Below are 26,083 nucleotides of genomic sequence, written 5' to 3' on the forward strand. Positions count from 1 at the left end.
CCCTGTTGAAAAACCAGAGCGAATACCAATCCAAAGCACCGATTCTGGCTTGTTGAAAACCATAGAATCTCCCACAGGTGCATGAACTCTCTGCCGGCAAGCTGTGCTCCCACAGGTGTACGCCTCAGATCATCGGTGAAACCGTCGGCTCGTTGCGCGGCCAGGCATCCAGCACGGCCTTGACAAGGGTCGCCAGCGGAATCGCGAAGAACACCCCCCAGAAGCCCCACAGCCCGCCGAACAGCAGCACCGCGCAGATGATCGCCACCGGGTGCAGGCTCACCGCCTCGGCGAACAGCAAAGGCACCAGCACGTTACCGTCCAGCGCCTGAATGATCCCGTACACGGCCATCAGGTAGATGAACTGGTCGCTCCAGCCCCACTGGAACAACGCGATGAACGCCACCGGCACGGTGACCACCACGGTGCCGACGTAGGGCACCACCACCGACAGGCCCACCAGCAGCGCCAGCAAGGCGGCGTAATTGAGGCCCAGGGCTATGAAGCCGATATAGGTAGCGATCCCGCAGATGAAGATCTCGATGACCTTGCCGCGGATGTAGTTGGCGATCTGGCGGTTCATGACTTTCGCCACACGGGTCAGCAAGGCCCGGTTGCGCGGCAGGTAGCCACGCATCCAGTGGCCGATGATCTCGCGGTCCTTGAGGAAGAAGAACACCAGAATCGGCACCAGCACGAAGTAGATCATGATGTTGACCGCCAGACGCAGGCTGGTCAGCGACACCGTCAGCACCCATTGGCCGAACTTGCCGACTTCGCCACGAGCGACGTCGATGGCCTGCAGCACTTGCTCGTCCGACACCAGATGCGGGTAACGCTCCGGCAGCAGCAACAGCAGCGACTGCCACTTGCCGAGCATGCCCGGCAGCTCGTTGAACAAGGCGATCAGCTGATGCCAGAGCAAGGGCACCAGCACCAGCACGAACAGCGCCAGGGCGCCCATGAACAGCGCGAACACGATGGCCACCGCCAGCCAGCTGGGTACACGCAGACGCTCCAGCGTCATCACCAGCCCGTGCATCAGAAAGGACAGCACCATGCCCGCCAGCACCGGCGCCATGATGCCGCCCAGCGTCAGCACAGCGGTGAAGGCCAGCACCAGCAATACGCCGAGGACCACGGCCTCCTCGTCGGAGAAGTACCGCTGTATCCAGTCTTGAGCCACCTTGAACATCGAAAATCCCTTATGAATGCACGTACGGCGATCAGGCCTTCTGCAACCAATAGCGATAGACGCCGGCTTCAGCCTTTTCTTGTAACAGCAGGTTGCCAGAAAGTCGGGCAAATGTGCGGAAATCGCGCTGCGACCCGGCGTCGGTGGCGATGACCTTGAGCACCGCGCCGCTGGCCAGTTGATTGAGCTGCAATTTGGCCTTGAGTAAAGGCAATGGACAACTCAGACCGCTGGCGTCGAGCTCGGCGTCACATTTCGGGAGGTCGGTCATCGGGTTTTTCTCCTGCTGGGGCTCTGGCGCGCCGGCCGGATGGCGGTGAAACCCGCGCGGCCCGCGAACTGCCAAGCATACCGCAAGCGTACAACGCTGGTCGTCACGCACGGTCCCGGCTACAGTAGCCATTTGCCGACAAGAGCAGTGTGCATGAATTCATTGCGCCCCCTGGCGATCGCCCTGGCCTGCCTGCTGGCGGTCCCTGCCCACGCTGACGATCTGCCATCGCTGGGCGATGCCAGTTCAGCCATCGTCTCCCCGCAACAGGAACACGACCTGGGCCGTGCCTGGCTGAGCCTGCTGCGCAGCGAGGTCGGGCAATTGTCCGATCCGCAGCTCAAGGACTTCGTCGAAACCACCGTCTACCGCCTGGCCGAGACCAGCCAGCTGCAGGATCGCCGGCTCGAGTTCATCCTGATCAACAGCAAGGAGCTCAACGCCTTCGCCGCGCCTGGGGGCATTGTCGGGGTCAACGGCGGGCTGTTCCTCAACGCCGACACCGAGGGTGAGTTCGCCGGCGTGCTCGCCCACGAACTGGCGCACTTGTCGCAACGCCACTTCGCCCGTGGGGTGGAGAACTCGCAACGCATGCAGATCCCGGTCATGGCCGCGCTGCTGGCTGGTGTGGTGCTGGCTGCGGCCGGCGGCGGCGATGCCGGCATCGGCCTGATCGCCGGCAGTCAGGCGGCGGCAATCCAGGCCCAGCGCACCTTCTCGCGGCAGAACGAAGCGGAAGCGGACCGGATCGGCATCCTCAATCTGGAAAAGGCCGGGTACGATCCGCGCAACATGCCGGAAATGTTCGAGCGTCTGGCCCGCGTCTACAAGTTCGACGCCTCGCCGCCCGAGTTCCTCTCCACTCACCCGGTCACCGACGAGCGTATCGCCGATACCCGCAACCGCGCCGAGCAGATGCCCAAAGGCGGCAAAGAGGACAGCCAGTGGTTTCAGCTAATGAAAGCGCGCACCCAGCTGTTCTATGAAGAAACCCCAGGTATCGCCGCCAAGCGCTTTCGTGCGCAGCTGGACGAAACTCCCAACTCGATCCCGGCCCGCTACGGCCTGGCCATAGCGCAGATCAAGGCCGGTCAGCTCAACGAAGCCCGCGCGGGCCTCAAGGGCTTGCTCGACAAGTCTCCCGACGACGTGACTTTCAACCTTGCCGAGGTCGAGTTGGACGTCGCCAATAACCGTCTGCCCGACGCCCAGGCACGGGTCGACAAGATGCTGGTGCAATATCCCGGCAACTATCCCCTCAACCAGATGCGCATCACCGTGCTGCTCAAGCAGAACCGCAACGCCGAGGCCGAGAAAGGCCTGGATGCCCTGCTCAAGACCCGCCCCAACGATCCGGATGTCTGGAGCATGGTCGCTGATACCCGGGGCTTGAACGGCAATATCATCGGTTTGCATCAGGCCCGCGCCGAGTACTTCGCCCTGGTGGGGGATTTCGATCAGGCCATGCAGCAACTTGAGATTGCCAAGCGTCAAGCGCCGAACTTCCAGCTGGCCTCGCGCATCGATGCCCGCGAGAAGGACCTGCGCGAGTTGCAGCGCACGGTCAAGGACATGATGTAGATCGCGCTGTCCGCATTCGCCTATTGCGGGGCAAATGCACAGCCGAGCTGATGAAACCGCACGCTTGTGGGAGATTCCAGGGTTTTGGACAAGCTGTGCGGCCGCCTTCGCCAGCAAGCTGGGCTCCCACAGGTGTATGAACTGCACACATCCAACCCTGGCTCACGGCGTGAGAGTTTCAGGGTCTTGCGCAAGCTGTACCGCCGCCTTCGCCAGCAAAGATCCAACAGCCAATCCACATTTCCCGCCCCCTCCCCGCCCAGCGTCTAGACTGCAATCAGGTGCGATGATTTTCCGTAACCGGGTTGAACACTATGGGCGCTCTGTGGCAAACCGAACCGCCAAAGACCGCGGCACCCGCCGACGATCTGCAAACGCCCCGTCGCCCTGATCTACCCCCCAGGCCCAAACGCCAGCGCACCTGGCTGTGGATAACCAGCGCTGTAGTGCTGGTGCTCATGGTCATCCTTGCCTACCTCGCCCTTGTCGAAAGCCGCACCTCGCGCCTGCAAGCCCAGCAGTTCAGCCGGCTGGCCAGCACCTTGACCTGGCAGCTCGAAGACGGCCCCAGCGCTGCGGTCGTCTACCCCGGCGACGGCCCGTTCGACAAACGCTTGGGCTACAGCAGCCTGGGCACCTTCCTGCCGCGCCTGCTGGACCACGATTACCGCATTGCTCGGCAGGTGCGTTTCTCGCCCGCATTGATGCGCTACACCGACCACGGCCTGTTCGTGCCCTACGCCGAGAAGAGTCAGGCCGGCCTGCTGATTACCGATTGCAAGGCCGACACCCTGTATCGGTACCGCTACCCGCAGCAGCTTTATGAGCAGTTCAGCGATATTCCACCGGTGATCGTCGACAGCCTGCTGTTCATCGAAAACCGCGATCTGCTGTCTACCGACGCGCCGCAGCTCAACCCGGCCGTCGACTGGCCGCGCTTTTTCAAGGCGGCCTGGTCCCAGGTCGCCAAGCTCCTGGCCTTGCCGGGGCAATCGGCCGGCGGCAGCACCCTGGCCACGCAGTTGGAGAAGTACCGACATTCGCCGGACGGCCTGACGCTTTCCGGAGCCGAGAAGATCCGCCAGATGATTTCCGCCAGCGTGCGCGCCTATCAGGGTGGCCCGCAGACGCTTGCCGCACGCCAGGTGGTGGTCCGCGACTACCTCAACAGCGTGCCCCTGTCGGCGGTGCCGGGACATGGCGAAGTGCATGGCCTGGCCGAGGGCTTGCGGGTCTGGTACGGCGCCGACTTCCAGCAGATCAACCGCGTGCTCAACGACACCAGCGCGCCGATCGCCGAACGTGGCCAGGCCCTGCGCGAGGTGCTCTCGCTGATGATCGCCCAGCGTCGCCCTTCGCATTTTCTCGCCAAGGGCCACAAGGAGCTGGCGCGGTTGACCGACAGCCACATCCGTCTGCTCGCGCAGAACCACATCATCAACGCCGACCTGGCCCAGGCTGCCCTCGCCAGCCAGCTGAGCTTCCGCGACTGGGCGCAACAGCCGACGCTGCAAGCCAATGAAACCAACAAAGGCATCAGCGTGGCCCGCAGCCGTCTGGGGTTTCTGCTGGAGCGCCCGCTCTACGATCTCGACCGCCTCGACCTGGCTGCCACCAGCACCTTGCAGGGCGACCTGCAGCAGCAGTCCAGCGCCTACCTGAAAAAACTCGCAGACCCGGCCTTCGCCCAGCAGATCGGCCTGATCGGCGAGCACCTGCTCAGCCCGGCCAACACCGGCAAGATCAGCTACAGCTTCACCCTCTTTGAAACCACCGCTGACGGCTTTCGCGTGCGGGCCCAGACCGACAGCACCGATCAGCCGTTCGACATCAACGAAGGCAGCAAACTGGAGTTGGGCTCCACCGCCAAGGTGCGGGTACTGACCAGCTACCTGCAGATCATCGCCGAACTGCACGACCGCTTCGCCGGGCAGACGCCAACGCAATTGCGCAAGGTCCCCGTGGAAGACCCCGACCGCATCACTCGCTGGGCCGTCGACTACCTGATCCAGCACGAAGACCGCAATTTGCCGGCGATGCTCGACGCCGCGCTGGAGCGCCAGTACTCCGCCAACCCTGCCGAAAGCTTCTTTACCGGTGGCGGCGTGCACCGGTTCAAGAACTTCCGCCGCCAGGACGACAGCCAGAATCCAACCCTCAAGGTCGCCCTGCAGGAGTCCATCAACCTGTCGTTCATTCGTTTGATGCGCGATCTGGTGCGCTACAGCACCTATGAGGGCGACAACAACAGCGCGCAACTGCTCAAGGACGATGGCGATCCGCGCCGCCAGGAATACCTGGCGCGCTTCGCCGATCGCGAGGGCACGGAGTTCCTGCGGCGCTTCTGGCGCAAATATCAGGACAAGAGCTCACAGGATCGCCTCGACACCTTTATCGACGGCATGAACGTCACGCCGATTCGCCTGGCGGCGGTGCATCGTTATCTGTTCCCGACGGCCGACCAGGCGACCTTCAACGCCTTTGTGCGCGATCACCTGAAGAACACCACGGTCACCGACAAGCGCCTGGGCGAGATGTACCGCACCTACGGCCCGGGCGCCTACGACTTGCCGGATCAGGGCTATATCGCCCGCTCTCACCCGCTGGACCTGTGGCTGCTGGGCTATTTGCTGGAACATCCCGACGCCAGCCTCAACGACGCCATCAAGGCCAGCGAACAGCAGCGCCAGGAAGTCTACGGCTGGCTGTTCAAGAGCAAGCACAAGAGCGCCCGCGACAGCCGTATCCGCACCATGGTCGAGATCGAAGCCTTCCTCGATATCCATCAACGCTGGAAAAGCGTCGGCTACCCGTTCGACCATCTGGTGCCATCGCTGGCCACGGCCATTGGCAGCTCGGGGGATCGCCCGGCGGCGCTGGCCGAACTGCTTGGCATCATCCAGAACGATGGCGTGCGCTTGCCGACCTTGCGGGTCGACAGCCTGCACTTCGCCGCCGGCACGCCTTACGACACGCAACTGATCAGTGCGCCGGATCAGGCCGAGCGAGTGATGCCCAGTGCAGTCGCGGCGGCCTTGCGCGGGGCGTTGTCGAAGGTGGTCAGCGATGGTACCGCCAGGCGCGTCAATGGCAGCTTCCAACAGGCCGACGGTACGCCGCTGGCCATGGGCGGCAAGACCGGCACCGGCGACAACCGCCTGCAGAGTTTCGGTACCGGCGGGCGGATCATCGCGTCCAAGGCCATCAATCGCACGGCGACCTTCGTGTTCTTTATCGGTGCTCATCATTTCGGCACCTTGACCGCGTTCGTGCCCGGGCAAACGGCGCAGAATTTCAGCTTCACCTCGGCCTTGCCGGTGCAGGTGCTCAAGGGTATGGCGCCGATGTTGGCGCCGTATGTGCAACCGGGGGCCCGCAGCCTGTGTACTGCGGACAATGGGGTTATTCAATAGGATTTTCAGCGGCTTGAAGGGCCTCTTCGCGGGCAAGCCTTGCTTCCACTGGACAGGCTGATCCAGCGGCGTACACCTGTGGGAGCAGGGCTTGCCCGCGAAGAGGCCGCTACATTCACCCACCAACCATCACATTGATAACAATTCTCACTATCCTCTTGCCGAGCGCTAAGATATATCTTAAGGTATATCTTAACGACCCGAGAGAAGCGCACATGAGAGAACACAGACCCCAGGAATTCGGCGGTGGCCGCGACGGCTTCGACCGCCACAAAGGCGGTGGCCGCGGCCCCCGCGTCTTCGCTTCAGGCGATCTCAAGCTGCTGTTGCTGGCGCTGGTCGCCGAACAGCCCTGCCACGGTTACGACCTGATCCGCCGCATCGAAAGCCTGTTCGACGGCGCCTACAGCCCCAGCCCAGGGGTGATCTACCCGACCCTGACTTTCCTCGAAGAAAGCGAGTTGGTAACCGGCGACGCTCAGGGCGGCAAGAAGCTGTACACCGCCACCGACGCCGGACACCAGATGCTGATCGAGCAGGCCGTGGCCCTCGAAGGCGTGCGCACCCGCATCGATGTCAGCAAGCGCTCGCTGCGCGGCCATGATCGCCCAGCGGAAATTCACGAAGCGGTGCACAACCTGCGCCACGCCTTGCAGCTGCACCATGGTCGCTGGAGCGCGGAAGAAATCCTGCGCGTGCGCGATCTGCTCAACACCACCGCCAAGGCCATCGTCGACGGCCCCGACACGACCTCCCCCGCTCAGGACATTGCCCAATGAAAGCCGATCATCCCACTGAAAGCCCCTATGGCATCCATCGCGTCATGCACGAAATCAAACGTCGACGCCTCGACGTGCTGCGGGTCACCGACCTGACACCGCGGATGCGCCGCATCACCGTCGGCGGCGCGGAGCTGGCCGGCTTCCTCAGCCAGGGCGCCGACGATCACATCAAGCTGCTGTTCGCCACCACCCCCGAGGAGCAGGCCGCACTGGAGACCCTGGTGCTCGGCGCCAAGGGCGATGGCCCGAAACCGGCGATGCGCGACTACACCCCGCGACGCATCGACCTGCAAGCCGGCGAGCTGGATATCGATTTCGTCCTCCACGGCGACGGCCCGGCGTCAACCTGGGCGGCCCAGGCGGCGCCAGGTCAATCCTTGTATATCGGCGGCCCGCGCAGCTCGAACATCGTCCCGGACAGCTTCGACAGCTATCTGCTGATCGGCGACGAAACCGCCATTCCCGCCATCGCGCGGCGTCTTGAGGAACTGCCTGCCGGGCGTCGAGCGCTGGCGGTGGTGGAGATCGAGGATGCTGCCGAGCGCCAGCCGTTGCTCAGCGCGGCCGATGTCGAGGTGATCTGGGTGGAACGGCACAGCGCGCAGCTGACCGATGTGGTGAGCAAGCTGAGCTTGCCGGCGGGGACGCTGTATAGCTGGGTGGCGACCGAAGCGTCGTTATCTCGCAAGCTGCGGCGGATCTTGCTGGACGAGCACAAGGTCGATGATCAGGCGTTGAAGGTCGCCGGTTACTGGCGCGCAGAGGGGGATGACGAGGAGTAGGCCGAGGGATCCGGGCCAGCCCTTGCTGGCCCTTTCGCGGGCAAGCCTTGCTCCCACAGAAGCAAGGGCGCGGGAGTAGGGCGAGGGATCTGCGCCGGCCCTGCTGGCCCTTTCGCAGGCAAGCCTTGCTCCCACAGAAGCAAGGGTGCGGGAGTAGGACGAGGGATCTGCGCCAGCCCTTGCTGGCCCTTTCGCGGGCAAGCCTTGCTCCCACAAAGGGGCCAGACCTGCCTAACGACGCCGCTTGGCGATCAGGCGGTCAATCACCACGACCACTCCGCCGATCGCCAAGAACCCGCCCAACACACCGAAGGCGTTCATCCACGCCCGCCAGTAGCCCAGCTTCAGCACATCGATGAACGGGTACGGATACACCCCCAGCGAATCCCCGCGAATCAGGATGAAAACGAAGTACACCGTCGGGTACAGCGCCCAAAGCGGCAGATGCCAAAGGCGCAAATGCCCTTTGGGCACCCACCCCAGCCAATAGCCCAGGAACACCACGGGCATGACGTCGTGGAGAATCTCGTTGGCCAGCCACTGCCAGCCCCGTGGGTCCCACAGATCGCGCAGCAACAGGCTGTAGGCGATCCCCACCAGGACGATGCTGGTCGCCACCCCGGCGCTCACCCCAGGCCGGCGAAACCAACGGGCCAGGCCACCCTGATGACGACTGACGGCGGCGGTGAGCACTGCCGCCGCCAGGGTGTTGCTCAGCACGGTGAAGAAACTCAGGAAGGTCATCAAGCCGCCCAACAGACTGGCCTGTTCCTGCCAGCGTGCAAACAGCATCAGATACAGCTGCAACCCCAGCCCGAACCAGGCCACACAGGCAACCATAAGCACGGCGAGGCGCAAGCGCTCGCCCGATAAACAAGACATGCGGTCTCCGTTATTCACTCAGCGCTTGGTGCGCTGCAATTTGACGTAGAGGCGTTCGACCTTTTCCCGCGCCCAGGGTGTGCGCCGCAGGAAAGTCAGGCTCGACTTGATGCTGGGGTCGCTCTTGAAGCAGCGGATGTCGATGCGCTCGGCCAGGCCCGACCACTCGTAGTGCTCGACCAGCGTGGTGAGGATGTGCTCAAGGGTGACACCGTGCAGCGGATCGGAATCGGAGGCAGTCACAGCGCGGCGCTCGATTGAAAGACAGTCATCTTGGGGGTCCAGTGTCGGCAAAGCGGCAACCTTAGCCTAGAGCCACGATAGCGCAAAGCGCAGAACTGAACTGTCGCGAATAAATCTGCGCCAATCGCACAGGTTCACCTGAAACGCCGTCCGTTGCGGTGGCGAATTGGTGAAGGGATTTACACCTTGTGGCGACATATTCTGAAACTAATTAGCCCCCTAACGGCTCTACGCATGACTCGGGACATTCGCACCCGATACCAATAATTAACGCACGATGGAGTTTCCCCCACGATGAACAACGACGGGACAAACAGTCGCAAGCGGCTACTGCCTAGCCTGCTCGGGCTGGTGTTTCTACTCATGGGCCTGGCCCTGCTGGCCGGCGGCGTCAAGCTGGTCAGCAACGGCGGCTCGCTCTATTACCTGATCACCGGCATCGGCATCCTGCTGGTGGGCTTCCTGCTGCTGGCCGGGCGCGCCGCGGCATTGGGCCTGTATGCCATCGTGCTGTTCGCCAGCAATCTGTGGGCCTTGTGGGAAGTGGGCCTGGACTGGTGGCAATTGGTGCCGCGCCTGGCGCTGTGGTTCGCCTTCGGCATCGTCATGTTGCTGCCGTGGTTCCGTCGTCCGCTGCTGTGGGGGCAAACCTCGAGCCTGGGCAGCAAGGGCCTGACGGTCGCCGTGGTGCTGGCCGGCCTCACCGCCCTGGCCAGCCAATTCACCAACCCCGGTGAAATCAAGGGCCAGCTCGACCGCGACAGCGCCGGCACCACCAGTGGCGCCCCGGCCATGCCCGAGGGCGACTGGCAGTCGTACGGCCGCAGCGGTTTCGCCGACCGCTATTCGCCGCTGGCGCAGATCACCCCGGACAACGCCAGCCAGCTGGAACCGGCCTGGACCTTCCGCACTGGCGACATCCCCGGGCCCAACGACCCGATGGAAACCACCGCCGAGAACACGCCGCTCAAGGTCAACGGCATGCTCTACGTGTGTACGCCGCACAGCCAGGTGATTGCTCTGGACCCGGACACCGGCAAGGAAATCTGGCGCTTCGATCCGAAGATCAGCACCCAGAAGGCCGACAACTTCAAGGGCTGGGCCCACATGACCTGCCGCGGCGTCTCCTACCATGACGACGCAGCCAGCGCGCCGACCGCCACCGAGGCCAGTCCGGTGCCCGTGGTCGAAGCCAGCACAGCGGTCGCCAGCAGCTGTCCGAAACGCATCTTCGTGCCGACCGCCGACACCCGCCTGATCGCCCTCAACGCCGACACCGGCAAGATGTGCGAAGACTTCGGTGACAAAGGCCAGATCGACCTCAGCGCCAATATCGGCAGCTTCGCCGCAGGGGGTTACTACTCCACTTCGCCGCCGGCCGTGACCCGCAACCTGGTGATCATCGGCGGCCACGTCACCGACAACGTCTCCACCGACGAGCCTTCCGGTGTGGTCCGCGCCTTCGACGTGCACGACGGCCACCTGGTGTGGAACTGGGACAGCGGCAACCCCGACGTCACCACCCCCATCGCCGCGGGCGAGCACTACACCCGCAACTCGCCGAACATGTGGTCGCTGATGAGCGTCGACGAAAAACTCGGCATGCTCTACCTGCCCATGGGCAACCAGATGCCCGACCAGTGGGGCGGCAACCGCACCCCTGAATCGGAGAAGTACAGCGCCGGGGTCACTGCCCTGGACATCGACACCGGCCACGTGCGCTGGACCTTCCAGTTCACCCACCACGACCTGTGGGACATGGACGTCGGTGGCCAGCCGAGCCTGCTCGACATGAAGACCAGCGATGGCATCAAACCGGCGCTGCTGGCCTCGACCAAGCAGGGCAGCATCTACGTGCTCGACCGCAGCAACGGCAAGCCCCTCGTGCCGATCGACGAAGTGCCCGTGCCGCAAGGCGCGGTGGAAGGCGACCACACCTCGCCGACCCAGCCCAAGTCGGAGCTCAACTTCATGCCGCCGCCGCTCAAGGAGCGCGACATGTGGGGCGTGACGCCGTTCGACCAGATGCTCTGCCGTATCGACTTCAAGTCGCTGCGCTATGACGGCCCGTTCACCCCGCCATCGCTGCAGGGCTCGATCGTCTACCCGGGCAACTTCGGCGTGTTCGACTGGGGCGGCATCTCGGTCGATCCGGTGCGCCAGATCGCCTTCGTCAACCCGAGCTACATGGCTTTCCGCTCCAAGCTGGTTCCCGCGGCCGATGCCGCCAGCGGCCCAGGTCGCAAGAGTGAAACCGAGGGCGTGCAGCCCAACAAGGGCGCGCCCTACGGCGTGATTCTGGAGGCACTGCTGTCGCCCATGGGCCTGCCTTGCCAGGCGCCGGCCTGGGGTTACGTGGCCGCCGTGGACCTGACCACTCACCAGACGATCTGGAAACACAAGAACGGCACCGTGCGCGACAGTTCGCCGATTCCGATCCCGCTGACCATGGGCGTGCCGAGCCTGGGCGGGACCTTCGTCACCGCCAGTGGCGTGGGCTTCCTGAGCGGTACCCTCGACCAGTATCTGCGCGCCTATGACATGCGCAACGGCAAGCAGCTGTGGGAAGGTCGTCTGCCAGCAGGCGGCCAGACCACGCCGATGACCTACACCGGCAAGGACGGCCGCCAGTACGTACTGGTGATGGCGGGTGGTCACGGCTCGCTGGGCACCAAGCAGGGCGATTATGTGATGGCCTACGCGCTGCCGAAAAAATAAACAGCGTTGCAGTACGAGAGCGGCTCCTTCGGGAGCCGTTTTTCATGGACGCTCGGCAAAATGAAAATTATGTAATAACATAACATTTCACTTCCAACTCCATGCCAAGGAACCCGCATGTCTGCCCGCCCCTATTACTGGCACCTTTCGCCACTCGCCGCTGCCCTGTTAATCACCCCGCCCGCCCACGCCACCACCCCGGTCACCCTGCAAGAACAAGTCATCACCGCCAACCCCCTCGGCGGCGCCAGTGCGGCCCCCTCCACCGTGCTGCAGGGCGACGCGCTGACGCTGGAACAGAAAGGCAGCCTGGGCGAGACCCTGAAGAACCAGCCTGGGGTGTCGTCTTCGTGGTTCGGCCCGGGCGCCAGTCGGCCGATCATCCGCGGCCTGGACGGCGATCGCATCCGCCTGCTGCGCAATGGCGTCGGCGCCCTCGACGCCTCGTCGCTGTCCAACGACCACGCCGTGCCGCTGGACCCGGCCAACGTCGAGCGCATTGAAATCGTCCGTGGCCCGGCGGCCTTGCTGTACGGCGGCAGCGCCATCGGCGGCGTGGTCAACACCTTCGACAACCGCATCCCCACTGAAGCCATCGACGGCATTCAGGGCTCGGGCGAGCTGCGCTACGGCGGCGCCTCCACCACCCGCAGCAGCGCCGGCAAGCTGGAAGCCGGCAACGGTACCTTCGCCTTGCACCTGGACGCCAACGCCCGCGAATACAATGACCTGCGCATCCCCGGCTTCGCCTACAGCCCCCGCGAACGCGAGAGCAGCGGCGAGCAAGGGGGCAAACACCGGCTGGGCAACAGCGACGGGCGCCAGGACGGTGGCGCCATCGGCGGGTCCTACACCTGGGATCATGGCTACGCGGGGCTGTCCTACAGCCACTACGACGGCAACTATGGCTCCCCCGCCGAGCAAGATGTGCGCATCCGCATGCAGCAGGATCACTACGGCTTCGCCTCCGAGATTCGCGACCTCGACGGCCCCTTCAGCTCGGTGAAACTGGACGCTGGCTACACCGACTACGAACATCGCGAAATCGAGGGCGGTGAAGTCGGAACTACCTTCAAGAACAAGGGCTATGAGGCCCGCGTCGAGGCCCGTCACCAACCGCTAGGGCCGGTAGAAGGCGTGATCGGCGCCCAAGTCAGCCACAGTGAGTTCCAGGCGCTGGGCGAAGAAGCCTTCGTGCCGCAGACCGACACTGACGCCGCCGCGCTGTTCATCCTTGAAGAACTGCAAGCCACCGAGCGCCTGCGCCTGAGCCTCGGTGGACGGCTGGAACACACCAAGGTCGACCCGGACGCCCAAGGCAACGAGCGCTTCGCCGCGGCAGACAGTTCCAGCAGTTTTACCGCTGCCAGCCTGTCGTCCGGTGCGGTATATACCCTGACGCCGATCTGGTCGCTGGCCGCCACCCTGGGCTATACCGAACGCGCCCCGACCTTCTATGAGCTGTACGCCAACGGCGCACATGTGGCCACCGGTACCTACGAGCGCGGCGATGCCGGGCTGGCGAAGGAAAAGGCAGTGTCCAGCGACCTTGCCCTGCGCTTCGACAACGGCGTGCACAAGGGCAGTATCGGCGTGTTCTACAGCCACTTCTCCAACTACATCGGCCTGCTTTCGACCGGGCGCAACCTGGATGACGATGGCGCCGAAGCGGCCGACGGCATTCCTAAATATACCTACTCCGGGGTTCGCGCACGCTTTGCCGGGGTCGAAGCCAAGGATCACTGGACGCTGGGCGAAAACGCCTACGGCAAATGGGCCATGGAGCTGTCGGGGGACTACACCCGCGCCAAGAATCTCGACAGCGGTGAAGCGCTGCCGCGTATCGCACCACTGCGCGTGAACAGCGGCCTGCTGTGGGAGCGCGCGCGCTGGCAGGCCAGGGTGGATGTCGAGCACGCCAGCGCGCAGCGACGGGTGCCGGCCAACGAGCGGGGCACCGACGGCTACACCACCCTGGGCGCCAGCGTCGGCTACAAGTTCAACGTCGGTAAAAGCCAGTGGCTGGCGTTCGTCAATGGCGAAAATCTCACCAACCAGACGGTGCGCTACGCCAGTTCGATCCTTCGCGACATTGCGCCGGCACCGGGGCGCAGCGTCGAGGTAGGGCTACGAACGAGCTTCTGAGGCTCTGGCACAGGGGCTGTGGAATACGGCCCCGACTGTTACAGATTGAGCAAAGATGAATAGCGCCATGCGATCTTTTAATACTAAAAAAATATCTATAGTCTCCCCGCCCAAGAGTACTGAAACGTTTAACTTTTCGTAATATTCCATACTTTTTGTCCGGTTTGCGCTTCCAACCCGACAGCAATATGCACTGAACAGTTAACAATCCCGGTATTCCGTTCTTCATTCCCGGTGCACGGCCACCGTCGACTTGCAACTCCCCCATAACGTGGCACGACGCCCATATACCGAGCAAAGGCCGTTACCTGAACTATGCTCGAACGACTGTTACACAACGGAGAAAAGACCCTATGAGCACTGACGGTGCTTTGAGTAGACCACGCCTGTGGCCCAGCCTGTTGGGCCTGGTATTCGCAGTAATGGGCCTGATCCTGCTGGTGCTGGGCGTCAAGCTCGCCAGCCTGGGCGGCTCGCTGTATTACGTGATCGCCGGCCTCGGCATCCTCGTCACCGGCCTGCTGCTGCTGGCCGGACGTTCCGCAGCCATTGGCTTGTACGCCGTGGTGCTGTTCGCCAGCACTGTCTGGTCGCTGTACGAGATCGGCTTCGACTGGTGGCAGCTGGTGCCGCGCCTGTCGCTGTGGTTCGTGCTCGGCCTGCTGCTGTGGCTGCCGCTGTTCCGCAACCCATTGGTGCGTCGCCAGCCTGCGCCGTTCGCCACTCGGGCGCTGGGCGTGGCGGTGATTCTGGCCGGTGCCTGCGCGGTCATTTCGCAGTTCACCAACCCGGGTGAAATCAACGGCGACATCGGCCGCGACGGTGGCGATGTCGCCAGCGCCGCACCGGCTCAGCCTGAAGGTGACTGGCAGTCGTACGGGCGCACCGAATTCGGTGAGCGCTACTCGCCGCTCAAGCAGATCACCACGGCCAACGTGGGCAAGCTGCAGGAAGCCTGGCGCATCCGTACCGGTGACATGAAGACCGACAAGGACCCGGTGGAAATCACCGACCAGAACACCCCGCTCAAGGTCAACGGCATGCTCTATGCCTGCACACCGCACAGCAAGGTGCTGGCGCTGGACCCGGACACCGGCAAGGAAATCTGGCGTTACGACCCGCAGATCCAAGGGCCTAACAACAACGATTTCACCGGCTGGGCGCACATGACCTGCCGCGGCGTGTCGTACTACGACGAAGCCAATTTCAGCAAGTCCGAGGCCATCAGCACCCCGGCCACCCTGTCGGACCAAGGCAAGGCCATGGCTGCCGAGTGCCCTCGCCGCCTGTTCCTGCCGACCGCCGATGCGCGCCTGATCGCGCTCAACGCCGACACCGGTAAAGTCTGTGAATCCTTCGGTGACAAAGGCACTGTCAGCCTGCGCACCAGCGAAGGCCCGTTCACTCCGGGTGGCTACTACGCCACTTCGCCTGCCGCTATCACCCGCAACCTGGTGATCATCGGCGGTCACGTCACCGACAACGAATCCACCAGCGAACCCTCTGGCGTGATCCGCGCGTTCGACGTGCATGACGGCCACCTGGTCTGGAACTGGGACGCCGGCAATCCCGACGAAACCACGCCGCTGCCTGCTGGCCAGACCTACACCCGCAACTCGCCGAACATGTGGTCGCTGGCCAGCGTCGACGAGAAGCTGGGTCTGGTCTACCTGCCGCTGGGCAATCAGATGCCCGACCAGTGGGGCGCCGAGCGCAGTGCCGGCAGCGAAAAATTCAGCGCCGGCACCGTCGCGCTGGACATCGACACCGGCAAGGTGCGCTGGAACTATCAGTTCACGCACCACGACCTGTGGGACATGGACGTACCGTCTCAGCCAACGCTGATGGATATCAAGACCGCCGAAGGCGTGAAGCAGGCGCTGATCCAGCCGACCAAGCAAGGCAGCCTGTATGTGCTGGACCGCAAGACCGGCGTGCCGATCGTGCCGATCCAGGAAATCCCGGTACCCGGTGGTGCTGTAGAAGGCGACCACAGCTCGCCGACTCAAGCGCGCTCGGAGCTGAACCTGCTGCCGCCCAAGCTGGATGAAAAAGCCATGTGGGGGGTCACGCCGTTCGACCAACTGCTGTGCCGGATCCAGTTCAAGTCCCTGCGTTATGAAGGCCAGTACACCCCTCCGTCCACCCAGGGCAGCATCATCTACCCGGGTAACGTCGGTGTGTTCAACTGGGGCGCGGTGTCGATCGACCCGGTTCGTCAGCTGATGTTCACCAGCCCGAACTACATGGCGTTCGTTTCCAAGCTGGTGCCGCGCGCCGAAGTGGCCGCCGGCAGCAAGCGTGAAAGCGAAACCTCGGGTGTGCAACCGAACACTGGCGCGCCTTACGCGGTGATCATGCATCCGCTGATGTCGCCGTTTGGCGTGCCTTGCCAGGCGCCAGCCTGGGGCTACGTGGCCGGTATCGACATGACCACCGCCAAAGTGGTCTGGAAGCACAAGAACGGCACCAGCCGTGACAGCTCGCCAGTGCCGATCGGCGTCAACCTCGGCGTGCCGAGCATGGGCGGTTCGATGGTCACTGCCGGCGGCGTCGGCTTCCTGAGCGGAACCCTTGACCAGTACATCCGTGCCTATGACGTACGGACCGGCAAGAACCTGTGGTCCAGCCGCCTGCCTGCAGGTGGTCAAGCCACGCCAATGAGCTACACCGGCAAGGATGGTACTCAGTACATCCTCGCGACCGTAGGTGGCCATGGCTCGCTGGGCACCAAGATGGGCGATTACATCATTGCCTACAAGTTGGCCAAGTAAGGGTGTGATGCGGTACCAGACGGCTCCTTCGGGGGCCGTTTTTTTGGCGTTCATTCAGCTAAAACCGCCAGATTGCGCAGTTGAAGTCAACTAGTACTTTTGAGAGTGGCGGGTCGACTTTGATTCGGGTTTGATCAAAGGAGTTATTTTGATTTCCGAGTTCAACCGCCGTGATCCATTCCACTGCCGCCCCCTATTCTGCACTGCTGGCTTGCGAGCGCATGAACAGCGTCGCCCGGCGTCTGCACCCCGCCTGTACAGCAGCGTTTAGCTATAGCGTATTCGGGCATAGCCCAGCGATGTCGGGCAGAGGCATGCAGATCGGCTTCGCCGGCCAACCGTTGGAACGAGATGGTCGGTATTTACTGGGGAACGGATATCGCGCCTACAACGCGGGTTTGTGCAGGTTTCATAGCCCGGACAGTTTGAGCCCATTTGGCGAAGGTGATTTGAATGCTTATGTGTATTGCGGCGGCGATCCGGTCAATAGGCATGATCCGTCGGGGCATATCTACTTATCGAAGGGGTATATACCGTTTCGGTTCGCACGCCGCGCGAGTGACGGGGTTCCTGAGCTAGGAGCGGCACATTTTTTCCACCCTTCGCGTCAACGGCTCAACATATACCCCTCTGCTGAAGAAATCATTGCTGCTCCGGCAAAAGGGCAAGCGCCCGTAGTTGCATCAAATGGTTTGATAATGGGTAGGTTCGGGCGGCCGCACAGCAATCCGGGCCCGATATCTGGACAAAATCCTCTCCGACAAAAGCCCGCCCTCGATTCGGTAAAGTCACCTATATCAGCCCAGAAAAAGACCCTGCGTTTCGAAAATCCCACCGAGGTGCTTCGCTATGGCGAAGGATATGAAGATTCCTACAGTCAGACGATTGTGAAGTTCGTCTCCGCACGCAAAATATGGCGCGAGGAAAATCGTCATGTGACTACCCACGCTGTTGGCCCGCTTATCAAGCTAGCGCACACAGTACGCTTGGGATAGCTCGTAGAGCCTGGCCGGATATTCCATCGGGCGTGCAGGCCGGATCGCCCATCAAGCAAACCCAGGAGGCTGGAAGATTCTACTAACCCGGCCAGATCAAGTAAGAGCATAGCCCCCTACTTCCCCATCACCTCGCCCCGCTGGGCCGCCAACCGCGCCAACAGCCGGTTCTGCACCGGCACCGGCACCTGTTGCGCGTCCATGGACTTGATCAGGTCCTCCACCAGCGCATTGAACTCGCTGGGGTCGATGTGCTGGCCTTTATGCGCCTCAGCCATGTCCACGCCCGTGTACTTGCAGGGCCCGCCCGCCTCGACGCAGAACTTCTCCACCAGCTTGTCCCGCAGCAGCACCGGATCGACATTATGGAAATGCTTGCCGATGCGCGGATCCTTGACCACGATCAGCAACATGCCTTCGACAATTCGATTGATTCCGGGCTTGCGCCCCAGCGCCTGATACAGGCTGTCATCGGTAGCAGGAGCCAGCGTCTTGCTGGCACAGGCGCCCAGCAGCAAAAAAGCGACAAGAGCAACGAACAGGCGCTTCATCAGAAAGTCCCCTGCACGGACAGATACGTGCCGTTCTGATTATCCAGCGTGGCTATCTCGCCCAACCGCGCATAGGCCAGCACAAAGGCCACATGCTTGTTGGGGAAGTAGCCCAGAAACATATCCGCCCAGTCACTCTCACCGGCAAACGACAGGTTGTCCGGTTTCTCCCGGTACTCCACGCCCAACGCCCAGCGCGGATTGAACAGCACCGCCACCGAGCCTTCCTTCAGCACGCTGCGGGTATCGCGGCGGTCGCCACCAAAGCCGAGCACGCCCATCTCGTTGGCGCGGCTGTAGCGCACCCCGCCGTTGATCACCAGGTTGTAGCCGAACGCCGCGCCCATGAACAAGCGGCTGGCGGTGAGGTAGCCCTCCACATCGTGGTCACGCTTGGCGCCCACCAGGCTGGGGATCAAGAAGTCGCGCTGGTGCTTGTATTCCAGGCCGGCCGACACCTGCGGCAGCTGGTCATAGATCAGATCGCCGAACAGCCGCACCTTCACGCCGAAGATGTCCTGGCTCAGGCTGTTCTCCGGCAGGTTCAGCTTTTTCGCCAATGTGCCCAGGTCGAAGCGCTGCCGGGCGTAGGAAAGCTCTACGCGGTTGCCATAGGACGCCGACAGACCCGTCACATCAAGGTTGTAATCCGGCAGGTCGACATGGGTGCCGAACACCGTGCTGCTCCACTGCCCCTGCTCGCTGTAGCCGGAGATCACCGCCCAGGGGATCAAGCCGCCGCCCGCGGCACCTTCGACGCTGGTCGCGCCACCGGTGGCGATCAAGCGACCGTCGCCGGCCAGCACCGGGTCGGCACACAACAGCGCCAACGAACTCAACAGCAAGGGAATTCGACGTTTCATATCAGTGGACCATGATCGACGGCGTTGGCAGAGGTTGCTTGACCCAGACTTCAAACGCCGCTGCCGTGAGCGGTCGGCTGATCAGATAGCCCTGGGCCGTGTCGCAGTGCCAGCGCTCCAGCAAGCGCAGGCTGTGTTCGTATTCGACGCCTTCGGCGACCACCTTGAGCCCCAGGTTGTGGCTCATCTCGATGGTCGAGCGGACGATCACCGCGTCTTCGCTGGTTTCGTCCAGATTGCGCACGAAGGACTGATCGATCTTGAGCTCCTGCACCGGCATGCGCTTGAGGTGCGCCAGCGATGAATAACCGGTGCCGAAATCGTCCACCGAGAGGCTGATGCCGCATTCGCGCAGGCGGTGCAGCACCTTGAGCGCCGCCTCCGGCTCACGCATCACCGCGCTCTCGGTGATTTCGAAGATGATCTGCTCGGGCGGCACGCGGTATTGCTGCAGCAGGCGCGAAGCCCGCTCGGGCAAGTCCTGGCCATGCAGGTCGTCGGCGGAAATATTCAGCGACAGCTGCACCCGCAAGCCACGCTGATTCCACTCGCTGAGCTGGCGAATGCCCTCTTCGATCACCCAGCGGGTCAGGGTCTGAATGCTGCCAGTGCGCTCGGCGAGGACGATGAACTCCGCCGGCGAGACCATGCCGAACTGCGGATGATGCCAGCGCAGCAACGCCTCGGCCTGGCGCACCTGACGGTCGCGGATGTCGAGCTTGGGCTGGTAGTTGAGGATCAACTCGTTGTTGGCCGCCGCGTGGCGCAAGTCGCGGATCAGGCTGATCTGGCGCTGGTGAGCGAGGTCGCGCCCCTGCTGATAGACCTGCAAGCGACCGGGCAGCGTCTTGGCATCGCTCATGGCAATGGATGCCCGGGACAGCAGCTCTTCGGGGTTCTGGCCGTCCATCGGGTAGGCGGCGATGCCGATCAGGCATTCCATGACCACATCGTGGTTGCCCACATGCTGCTGCACGGTCACTAACTGCTGGATGCGGTCGGCGGCGGCCACGGCGCTGTCGCTGTCGATGTTCTCCAGCAGCAGGAGGAATTCGCCGGCGATCAGATGGGCCAGGGTATCGCCGGGGCGCAACACGTCCTGGAGCATCTCGGCGGCGCGCTGAAGAATACCGTCGACCAGCACTGGCCCGCCGTTTTCGCCCAGCTCGCGCAGGTTCTCGATGTTCAGATACAGCACCGCCACCGGCCGTTCGGCGGCGATCGCGCTGCCCAGGCGCTCGGTCGCCAGGGCGCGGTTGGGCAACCCGGTAAGGCTGTCGTGCAGCGCATTGTGGGCCAGTTGCAGCTCGCGCTCGGCAATGCCCGACTGCATCAGGTTGATCGCCCCGGCCAGCGCGCCGAGTTCATCGCTGCGCCTGAGCAGTACCGGCGTCTGATAGTCACCCTGGCCGATACGATCCGCCGCTTCGGCGAGGGTCTGCACCGGCTGGGAAACGCTGCGCGCCAGCAGCAGCGCGCCTACCAGGGACGCCAGCAACGACGCCAGGGCGATATAGATGATGTTGTGGTCCAGCGGCGCAAACGCCTTCATCGCGTCATCGAGGGGGCTTTGCAGCAGGGCGATGACCTTGCCGCCACTGGCGCTGTCGCTGGCCAGCAGCAGCGGTTCGTTGAGAAAGCTTTGCTGCTCGTGGACGGTCAGGGTCACCCGCCGGCCGTCCTTGTTGTGCTGCATCCACTCGCTGATGCTGGCATGCAGGTCCGGGGCCTGGGTGCTGACCAGCTGGCCGACGCCGTCGCGGGTCTGGGTCAGGAAGGACACTTGCAGGTTGCTCAGCGAGTGCAGCTCCTGGGCGAAGGCGGCATCCATGGTGAAGCCCATCACCACCCGTGCGATGGGCAGCGGCGCCAGCACCTGGGCCTCCACCAGCAGGTGCGGCTGGCCGTTGAGGGGCACGATGAGCATGCTCTGTTTGCTGCGCCGGGCGTCACGCAGCGCCTGATCGTAGGCGAAAGGCGAGCCGTCGGCGACATCGTCGGCGGTGCTGGAGATGACATTGCCATCCATGCCAAGCACGAACATGTCGCTGGCGCCGATCCGCGCGCCATGGTTGAGCAGCGCCGAACGAATGGTCGCCGAATCGCCACTGGCGATGGCATCGCGAAAACCGAAATCCGACGACAGGATCTGCAAGCCGTCGCGCAAACGCCGACCGCGCACGTCCAGCAGGCGCTCGAACACCCGCGTGCCGACCTCCAGCTGCTCCGCCGCCTGGCTGCGCACGGCCTCGTTGGTCGCCACTTTGACGGCGAGCGTCAGCGCTGCGACCACGACCAGCAGCAGGAGGATAAGGACGCAGGCGATACGCGCCTGAAAGCTACTTCTCAGTTTCACGCACAGCCTTGCCGAAGGCATCCCCGAAGGCACTCGGCGCAGGGGCGCTCGGGGCATCGGCGGACAGTGGCTCCAGGGTCATGCTGTAGCTCTTTTGTACGGCCTTGTCGGCCACCACCAGCTCGCCGCCGCTTTGCGTGGCCATGTCGGCGTTCTGCGGGTGCCAGAGGGTGACGGCGTAGTGGCCAGCAGGCAGGTCGAAGGCGATCTGGCCCTTGGCATCGCTGACGGCGAACCACGGGTCATCGGTAACATAGATATAGCCAAGCATCCAGTCATGGATATTGCAGCCCAGCACCACCACGCCCGCCTTGTCGAAAACCTGCGCGGCCGGGATGCCTTCATACAGCTTCAACTCGAAGCGCTTGGTGGGCGAAAACGAATAGACCTGATGGCGAATGTTGTCGCTGTTGGGGAAGGTCACGTTGGTGTTGGTGTGCACGGCCAGCACATGGGGCACGAACTCTTTGTTGCGCTGGTCCATGTCCGCCTTGGTGCTGATCGGGCTGCTGCGTGTCGGGCCTTTGAGGGTCAGCACCGCATCGGCCACCGGTTGGCCGCGCTGGTCGACGACCTGGGCCTGGAACGGCGCGGCGACAGCGAGCGAGCTAAACACCAGGGCGCCGGCGACAACGGCCACGCCGGAGAAAAAGTTAGGCATTGCTAAGTACCTGGCAACTCGTGAAATACGGCCTGCCCGGCCTCTGAGAAGCTGAGGGGCAGAGTAACGGGCGGTAACAAATCATTCACGCCAGCAATTAGGCGATATGCCAGCACCTGGCTGTCCCGACGAATGGCCGGCACAAGCCACGCGCGCAAAGGCTCGGTGCCTGTGCATCGCGCGACTCGCAAGATGACAGCGTAGTGGCTTCTGCTCAGGTTATCGTCAACTTCGGGTAAAGCTGGAGGGTCGGGATTGAAACGAGTGGCCGGGTGCCCCATCTAAGCTGCATAGACCATTGCGCAGGTGCCCCATGAGCGACCAGCAGGATTACGCGGAATCTCCAGCCGACCATCTGGAATCGGAACACATCGAACACTCCACCACGTCCAGCACCGAATTGACCCTGCCCGGCCAGAACCTGCCGGACAAGGTGTACGTCATCCCGATCCACAATCGCCCGTTCTTCCCGGCCCAGGTATTGCCGGTCATCGTCAATGAAGAGCCTTGGGCCGAAACCCTCGATCTGGTCGCCAAGACCCCGCACCACTCGCTGGCGCTGTTCTTCATGGAAACGCCGCCCGACGATCCGCGGCATTTCGATACCTCAGCGCTGCCGCTGTACGGCACCTTGGTGAAAATCCACCACGCCAGCCGCGAAGACGGCAAATTGCAGTTCGTCGCGCAGGGCCTGTCGCGGGTGCGTATCCGCACCTGGCTCAAGCATCACCGCCCGCCGTACCTGGTGGAAGTCGAATACCCGCAGCAGCCCATCGAGCCTACCGACGAGGTCAAGGCCTACGGCATGGCGCTGATCAACGCGATCAAGGAGCTGCTGCCGCTCAACCCGCTGTACAGCGAAGAGTTGAAGAACTACCTCAACCGCTTCAGCCCCAACGATCCGTCGCCACTGACCGACTTCGCCGCCGCCCTCACCTCTGCCACCGGCGCCGAGCTGCAGCAGGTGCTCGACTGCGTGCCGATGCTCAAGCGCATGGAGAAGGTCCTGCCGATGCTGCGCAAGGAGGTCGAGGTTGCGCGCCTGCAGAAGGAAATTTCCGCAGAGGTCAATCGCCAGATCGGCGAACATCAGCGCGAATTCTTCCTCAAGGAGCAACTCAAGGTCATCCAGCAGGAGCTGGGGCTGACCAAGGACGACCGCAGCGCCGACGTCGAGCAGTTCCAGGCGCGGCTGGAAGCCAAGACGCTGCCCGCCCAGGCGCAAAAGCGTATCGATGAAGAGCTCGGCAAGCTGGCGATCCTCGAGACCGGCTCACCCGAGTACGCCGTCACCCGCAACTATCTCGACTGGGCCACCGCCCTGCCCTGGGGCGTATACGGCAAGGACAAGCTCGACCTCAAGCACGCGCGCAAGGTGCTCGACCAGCACCACGCCGGGCTGGACGACATCAAGTCACGGATTCTCGAATTCCTCGCCGTGGGCGCCTACAAAGGCGAGATCAGCGGCTCCATCGTGCTGCTGGTGGGCCCGCCCGGAGTAGGCAAGACCAGCGTCGGCAAATCCATCGCCGAGTCGCTGGGGCGGCCGTTCTACCGTTTCAGTGTCGGCGGCATGCGTGACGAGGCCGAGATCAAGGGCCATCGCCGTACCTACATCGGCGCCCAGCCGGGCAAGCTTGTGCAGGCGCTCAAGGATGTCGAGGTGATGAACCCGGTGATCATGCTCGACGAGATCGACAAGATGGGCCAGAGCTACCAAGGCGACCCGGCCTCGGCACTGCTCGAAACCCTCGATCCGGAACAGAACGTCGACTTCCTCGATCATTACCTCGATCTGCGCCTGGACCTGTCCAAGGTGCTGTTCGTGTGCACTGCCAACACCCTGGATTCGATCCCCGGCCCGCTGCTGGACCGCATGGAAGTGATCCGCCTGTCGGGCTATATCACTGAAGAAAAACTCGCCATCGCCAAGCGCCATCTGTGGCCCAAGCAGCTGGAAAAGGCCGGTGTCGACAAGGCCAAGCTGAGCATCAGCGACACCGCCCTGCGCGCGGTCATCGAGGGCTATGCCCGGGAAGCCGGCGTGCGGCAGCTGGAGAAGCAACTCGGCAAACTGGTGCGCAAGGCGGTGGTCAAGCTGCTGGACGCCCCGGACTCAACCATCAAGATCGGCCCCAAGGACCTCGAAGCCTCGCTCGGCACGCCGGTGTTCCGCAGCGAGCAGGTGCTCTCCGGCAAGGGCGTGATCACCGGCCTGGCCTGGACCAGCATGGGCGGCGCTACTCTGCCGATCGAAGCGACCCGCATCCACACCCTCAACCGCGGCTTCAAGCTGACCGGGCAGCTGGGCGACGTGATGAAGGAATCCGCAGAAATCGCCTACAGCTACGTGAGCTCCAATCTCAAGCAGTTTGGCGGCGAAGCGAAGTTCTTCGATGAGGCATTCGTGCACTTGCACGTGCCCGAAGGCGCTACGCCCAAGGACGGCCCGAGTGCGGGTGTGACCATGGCCAGTGCGCTGTTGTCGCTGGCACGCAATCAGGCGCCGAAGAAAGGTGTGGCGATGACCGGCGAGCTGACGCTGACCGGGCACGTGCTGCCGATCGGCGGCGTGCGCGAGAAAGTGATTGCGGCGCGGCGCCAGAAGATCAACGAGTTGATCCTGCCGGAGGCGAACCGGGGCAATTTCGATGAGTTGCCGGATTATCTGAAAGCGGGGATGACGGTGCACTTTGCCAAGCGCTTTGCCGATGTGGCGAAGGTGTTGTTCTGATAACGCTTCACTAGTGAAAGAGAAGGAGCCTGCTCCAAGGCTCCTCACCTGAAAAATGTCAACCTGTCAGTTCTGCTAGGAGAAGATATCCGTCTCCAGATTTAGACTCTCGTTCTCAAGTCTAGACGCTGGGGCACATGGATACTGACCTAGCAGTATTGAGAGGTTCCGACTCTGTTATCTCGACCAGCTTGGAACTGTTCTTCAACATTGGAGATAAAATCCCGTGAACAGATCGCGCATGCTAATTGCTACCGACAACTCTCGATCATTGCTGGGCACTGCACTGGCGATATTGAACATCTCATATACCCCCTCTGGATACTCTCATCGAGCGGATACCAATGGCACCCGCTCTGGCTTCACTGGGGAAATAGCTGAGTTATCGAGCAATCACTACGCTCTGGGACAAGGTTATCGCCTTTATAACCCGGTGTTGGCAAGATTTCACAGCCCTGACAGCTTTAGTCCATTTGGCGAGGGTGGTCTTAATACCTATGGATATTGTGACGGCGATCCTGTCAATTATTCGGACCCTACCGGGCACATGCCACGCGCATCAGCAGGAGCTGCCCTGCAAAGGATCCAAAAAAGTTTTGCCAGCCGTCAAGCCAAGGCACGTTGGAAAACGGCTCGCTGGGAGCGGGAAACGCGGCTAGACGCGCGAGCAGACCGGTATGACAAAGCAGTGGCTGAAGGTGCGGACTTCGAATCCAAGATAGTAGCAAAAAAATTTAAGAGAGCAGAGAGACATTCGCTTGAAGCAATGAAATCCTATCAAGTTAAAGTAAGAAATACTTTTTCATTTAGAGGGGCCCACCCAAGCGCCAATGAGGCTTTCGCCGCGGTGAGACCTGATGGAACAGGCATTGGCTTATACGTGGAACACCTCCAGATCATTCAGCAATTTTACAAGACGAAAGCGATGTATGGGCGCACGCCCAGAATACGGGAAAGTGCGCATACCGAATTCAGCTTTGCGCATAACAATTTAAAAGCCTATATGCATAAGCACCGGAATAGGAACCCAAATAAGTTATTGCGGGTGGGCAGCTACGACGAAGTCTTGAAAAAATATAAAATACGAGACGCTTCAAGGACGCCACTCCCTTATGATGACACGTATATCGAGTAGCG

Annotated in this window: 18 protein-coding genes; 10 read left to right on the forward strand and 8 right to left on the reverse strand. The window is 62.6% G+C overall.

The window, feature by feature from the left end; genetic code table 11:
• Window positions 1-124: 124 nt before the first annotated feature.
• The gene (locus tag AC3WJP_RS21475) at window positions 125-1,195 is read right to left on the reverse strand and encodes an AI-2E family transporter (RefSeq protein ID WP_493722989.1); all 1,071 of its coding nucleotides are present in this window, start codon (window positions 1,193-1,195) and stop codon (window positions 125-127) included.
• Window positions 1,196-1,226: 31 nt separating this feature from the next.
• Entirely contained in the window at window positions 1,227-1,466 is a 240-nt protein-coding gene (locus tag AC3WJP_RS21480; RefSeq protein WP_493722994.1) for a sulfurtransferase TusA family protein, read from the reverse strand.
• A 153-nt stretch (window positions 1,467-1,619) separates the two neighbouring features.
• Between AC3WJP_RS21480 and AC3WJP_RS21485 the strand changes: the two genes are divergently transcribed.
• From AC3WJP_RS21485 to AC3WJP_RS21500, 4 genes are all read left to right on the forward strand, one after another.
• Entirely contained in the window at window positions 1,620-3,047 is a 1,428-nt protein-coding gene (locus tag AC3WJP_RS21485; protein ID WP_493722988.1) for a M48 family metalloprotease, read from the forward strand.
• Window positions 3,048-3,361: 314 nt separating this feature from the next.
• On the forward strand, window positions 3,362-6,460 hold the full coding sequence (locus tag AC3WJP_RS21490; RefSeq protein ID WP_493722987.1) for a transglycosylase domain-containing protein: 3,099 nt from the start codon (window positions 3,362-3,364) through the stop codon (window positions 6,458-6,460).
• Between the two features lie 215 nt (window positions 6,461-6,675).
• A complete protein-coding gene (locus AC3WJP_RS21495) occupies window positions 6,676-7,239 on the forward strand; it encodes a PadR family transcriptional regulator (RefSeq protein ID WP_493722986.1) in 564 nt (187 codons plus the stop codon).
• On the forward strand, window positions 7,236-8,024 hold the full coding sequence (locus AC3WJP_RS21500) for a siderophore-interacting protein (protein WP_493722985.1): 789 nt from the start codon (window positions 7,236-7,238) through the stop codon (window positions 8,022-8,024). Before AC3WJP_RS21495 ends, AC3WJP_RS21500 begins: the two co-directional genes overlap by 4 nt.
• 231 nt (window positions 8,025-8,255) lie before the next feature.
• Here AC3WJP_RS21500 and AC3WJP_RS21505 read toward each other — a convergent pair whose 3' ends face one another.
• The gene (locus AC3WJP_RS21505) at window positions 8,256-8,906 is read right to left on the reverse strand and encodes a Pr6Pr family membrane protein (RefSeq protein ID WP_493722984.1); all 651 of its coding nucleotides are present in this window, start codon (window positions 8,904-8,906) and stop codon (window positions 8,256-8,258) included.
• 18 nt (window positions 8,907-8,924) lie between these two features.
• Window positions 8,925-9,149 (reverse strand): VF530 family protein, encoded by a 225-nt coding sequence (locus tag AC3WJP_RS21510; RefSeq protein WP_493722983.1) that lies wholly within the window; start codon window positions 9,147-9,149, stop codon window positions 8,925-8,927.
• Window positions 9,150-9,443: 294 nt separating this feature from the next.
• On the opposite strand from AC3WJP_RS21510, the gene AC3WJP_RS21515 reads away from it, so the two are divergent.
• The 4 genes from AC3WJP_RS21515 (at window position 9,444) to AC3WJP_RS21530 (ending at window position 17,781) form a co-directional block, all read left to right on the forward strand.
• Complete coding sequence (locus AC3WJP_RS21515; protein WP_493722982.1) at window positions 9,444-11,867, forward strand: glucose/quinate/shikimate family membrane-bound PQQ-dependent dehydrogenase; 2,424 nt, start codon at window positions 9,444-9,446, stop codon at window positions 11,865-11,867.
• A gap of 117 nt (window positions 11,868-11,984) precedes the next feature.
• On the forward strand, window positions 11,985-14,012 hold the full coding sequence (locus AC3WJP_RS21520; protein ID WP_493722981.1) for a TonB-dependent receptor: 2,028 nt from the start codon (window positions 11,985-11,987) through the stop codon (window positions 14,010-14,012).
• Window positions 14,013-14,365: 353 nt separating this feature from the next.
• Entirely contained in the window at window positions 14,366-16,786 is a 2,421-nt protein-coding gene (locus AC3WJP_RS21525) for a glucose/quinate/shikimate family membrane-bound PQQ-dependent dehydrogenase (RefSeq protein ID WP_493722980.1), read from the forward strand.
• Between the two features lie 221 nt (window positions 16,787-17,007).
• On the forward strand, window positions 17,008-17,781 hold the full coding sequence (locus AC3WJP_RS21530) for an RHS repeat-associated core domain-containing protein (protein WP_493722979.1): 774 nt from the start codon (window positions 17,008-17,010) through the stop codon (window positions 17,779-17,781).
• A gap of 116 nt (window positions 17,782-17,897) precedes the next feature.
• On the opposite strand, the gene AC3WJP_RS21535 is transcribed toward AC3WJP_RS21530, so the two are convergent.
• Genes AC3WJP_RS21535 through AC3WJP_RS21550 form a run of 4 tightly spaced genes read right to left on the reverse strand, consistent with a single transcriptional unit; the run spans window position 17,898 to window position 22,212 of the window.
• On the reverse strand, window positions 17,898-18,332 hold the full coding sequence (locus tag AC3WJP_RS21535; protein WP_493722978.1) for a group I truncated hemoglobin: 435 nt from the start codon (window positions 18,330-18,332) through the stop codon (window positions 17,898-17,900).
• The gene (locus tag AC3WJP_RS21540; protein ID WP_493722977.1) at window positions 18,332-19,195 is read right to left on the reverse strand and encodes a DUF3034 family protein; all 864 of its coding nucleotides are present in this window, start codon (window positions 19,193-19,195) and stop codon (window positions 18,332-18,334) included. The genes AC3WJP_RS21535 and AC3WJP_RS21540 overlap by 1 nt, the downstream gene beginning before the upstream one ends.
• 1 nt (window position 19,196) lies before the next feature.
• A complete protein-coding gene (locus AC3WJP_RS21545; RefSeq protein WP_493722976.1) occupies window positions 19,197-21,551 on the reverse strand; it encodes a putative bifunctional diguanylate cyclase/phosphodiesterase in 2,355 nt (784 codons plus the stop codon).
• A complete protein-coding gene (locus tag AC3WJP_RS21550; protein WP_493722975.1) occupies window positions 21,535-22,212 on the reverse strand; it encodes a methylamine utilization protein in 678 nt (225 codons plus the stop codon). Before AC3WJP_RS21550 ends, AC3WJP_RS21545 begins: the two co-directional genes overlap by 17 nt.
• Before the next feature lie 313 nt (window positions 22,213-22,525).
• Here AC3WJP_RS21550 and lon point away from each other — a divergent pair, with 313 nt between their 5' ends.
• Together lon and AC3WJP_RS21560 are read left to right on the forward strand one after the other, a co-directional pair.
• Window positions 22,526-24,946, forward strand: a complete 2,421-nt coding sequence (lon, locus tag AC3WJP_RS21555) for an endopeptidase La (RefSeq protein ID WP_493722974.1) — start codon at window positions 22,526-22,528, stop codon at window positions 24,944-24,946.
• A 226-nt stretch (window positions 24,947-25,172) separates the two neighbouring features.
• Window positions 25,173-26,081, forward strand: a complete 909-nt coding sequence (locus AC3WJP_RS21560; protein ID WP_493722973.1) for an RHS repeat-associated core domain-containing protein — start codon at window positions 25,173-25,175, stop codon at window positions 26,079-26,081.
• Window positions 26,082-26,083 lie beyond the last annotated feature (2 nt).

It is taken from the genome of Pseudomonas sp. GW821-FHT01A09 (genome assembly GCF_058986725.1).

What these genes read in the sequence shown, in the direction of transcription:
- AC3WJP_RS21475 (WP_493722989.1), bottom strand. Translation starts at nt 1,195, where the DNA reads ATGTTCAAGGTGGCTCAAGACTGGATACAGCGGTACTTCTCCGACGAG.
- AC3WJP_RS21480 (WP_493722994.1), bottom strand. Translation starts at nt 1,466, where the DNA reads ATGACCGACCTCCCGAAATGTGACGCCGAGCTCGACGCCAGCGGTCTG.
- AC3WJP_RS21485 (WP_493722988.1), top strand. Translation starts at nt 1,620, where the DNA reads ATGAATTCATTGCGCCCCCTGGCGATCGCCCTGGCCTGCCTGCTGGCG.
- AC3WJP_RS21490 (WP_493722987.1), top strand. Translation starts at nt 3,362, where the DNA reads ATGGGCGCTCTGTGGCAAACCGAACCGCCAAAGACCGCGGCACCCGCC.
- AC3WJP_RS21495 (WP_493722986.1), top strand. Translation starts at nt 6,676, where the DNA reads ATGAGAGAACACAGACCCCAGGAATTCGGCGGTGGCCGCGACGGCTTC.
- AC3WJP_RS21500 (WP_493722985.1), top strand. Translation starts at nt 7,236, where the DNA reads ATGAAAGCCGATCATCCCACTGAAAGCCCCTATGGCATCCATCGCGTC.
- AC3WJP_RS21505 (WP_493722984.1), bottom strand. Translation starts at nt 8,906, where the DNA reads ATGTCTTGTTTATCGGGCGAGCGCTTGCGCCTCGCCGTGCTTATGGTT.
- AC3WJP_RS21515 (WP_493722982.1), top strand. Translation starts at nt 9,444, where the DNA reads ATGAACAACGACGGGACAAACAGTCGCAAGCGGCTACTGCCTAGCCTG.
- AC3WJP_RS21520 (WP_493722981.1), top strand. Translation starts at nt 11,985, where the DNA reads ATGTCTGCCCGCCCCTATTACTGGCACCTTTCGCCACTCGCCGCTGCC.
- AC3WJP_RS21525 (WP_493722980.1), top strand. Translation starts at nt 14,366, where the DNA reads ATGAGCACTGACGGTGCTTTGAGTAGACCACGCCTGTGGCCCAGCCTG.
- AC3WJP_RS21530 (WP_493722979.1), top strand. Translation starts at nt 17,008, where the DNA reads ATGAACAGCGTCGCCCGGCGTCTGCACCCCGCCTGTACAGCAGCGTTT.
- AC3WJP_RS21535 (WP_493722978.1), bottom strand. Translation starts at nt 18,332, where the DNA reads ATGAAGCGCCTGTTCGTTGCTCTTGTCGCTTTTTTGCTGCTGGGCGCC.
- AC3WJP_RS21540 (WP_493722977.1), bottom strand. Translation starts at nt 19,195, where the DNA reads ATGAAACGTCGAATTCCCTTGCTGTTGAGTTCGTTGGCGCTGTTGTGT.
- AC3WJP_RS21550 (WP_493722975.1), bottom strand. Translation starts at nt 22,212, where the DNA reads ATGCCTAACTTTTTCTCCGGCGTGGCCGTTGTCGCCGGCGCCCTGGTG.
- lon (WP_493722974.1), top strand. Translation starts at nt 22,526, where the DNA reads ATGAGCGACCAGCAGGATTACGCGGAATCTCCAGCCGACCATCTGGAA.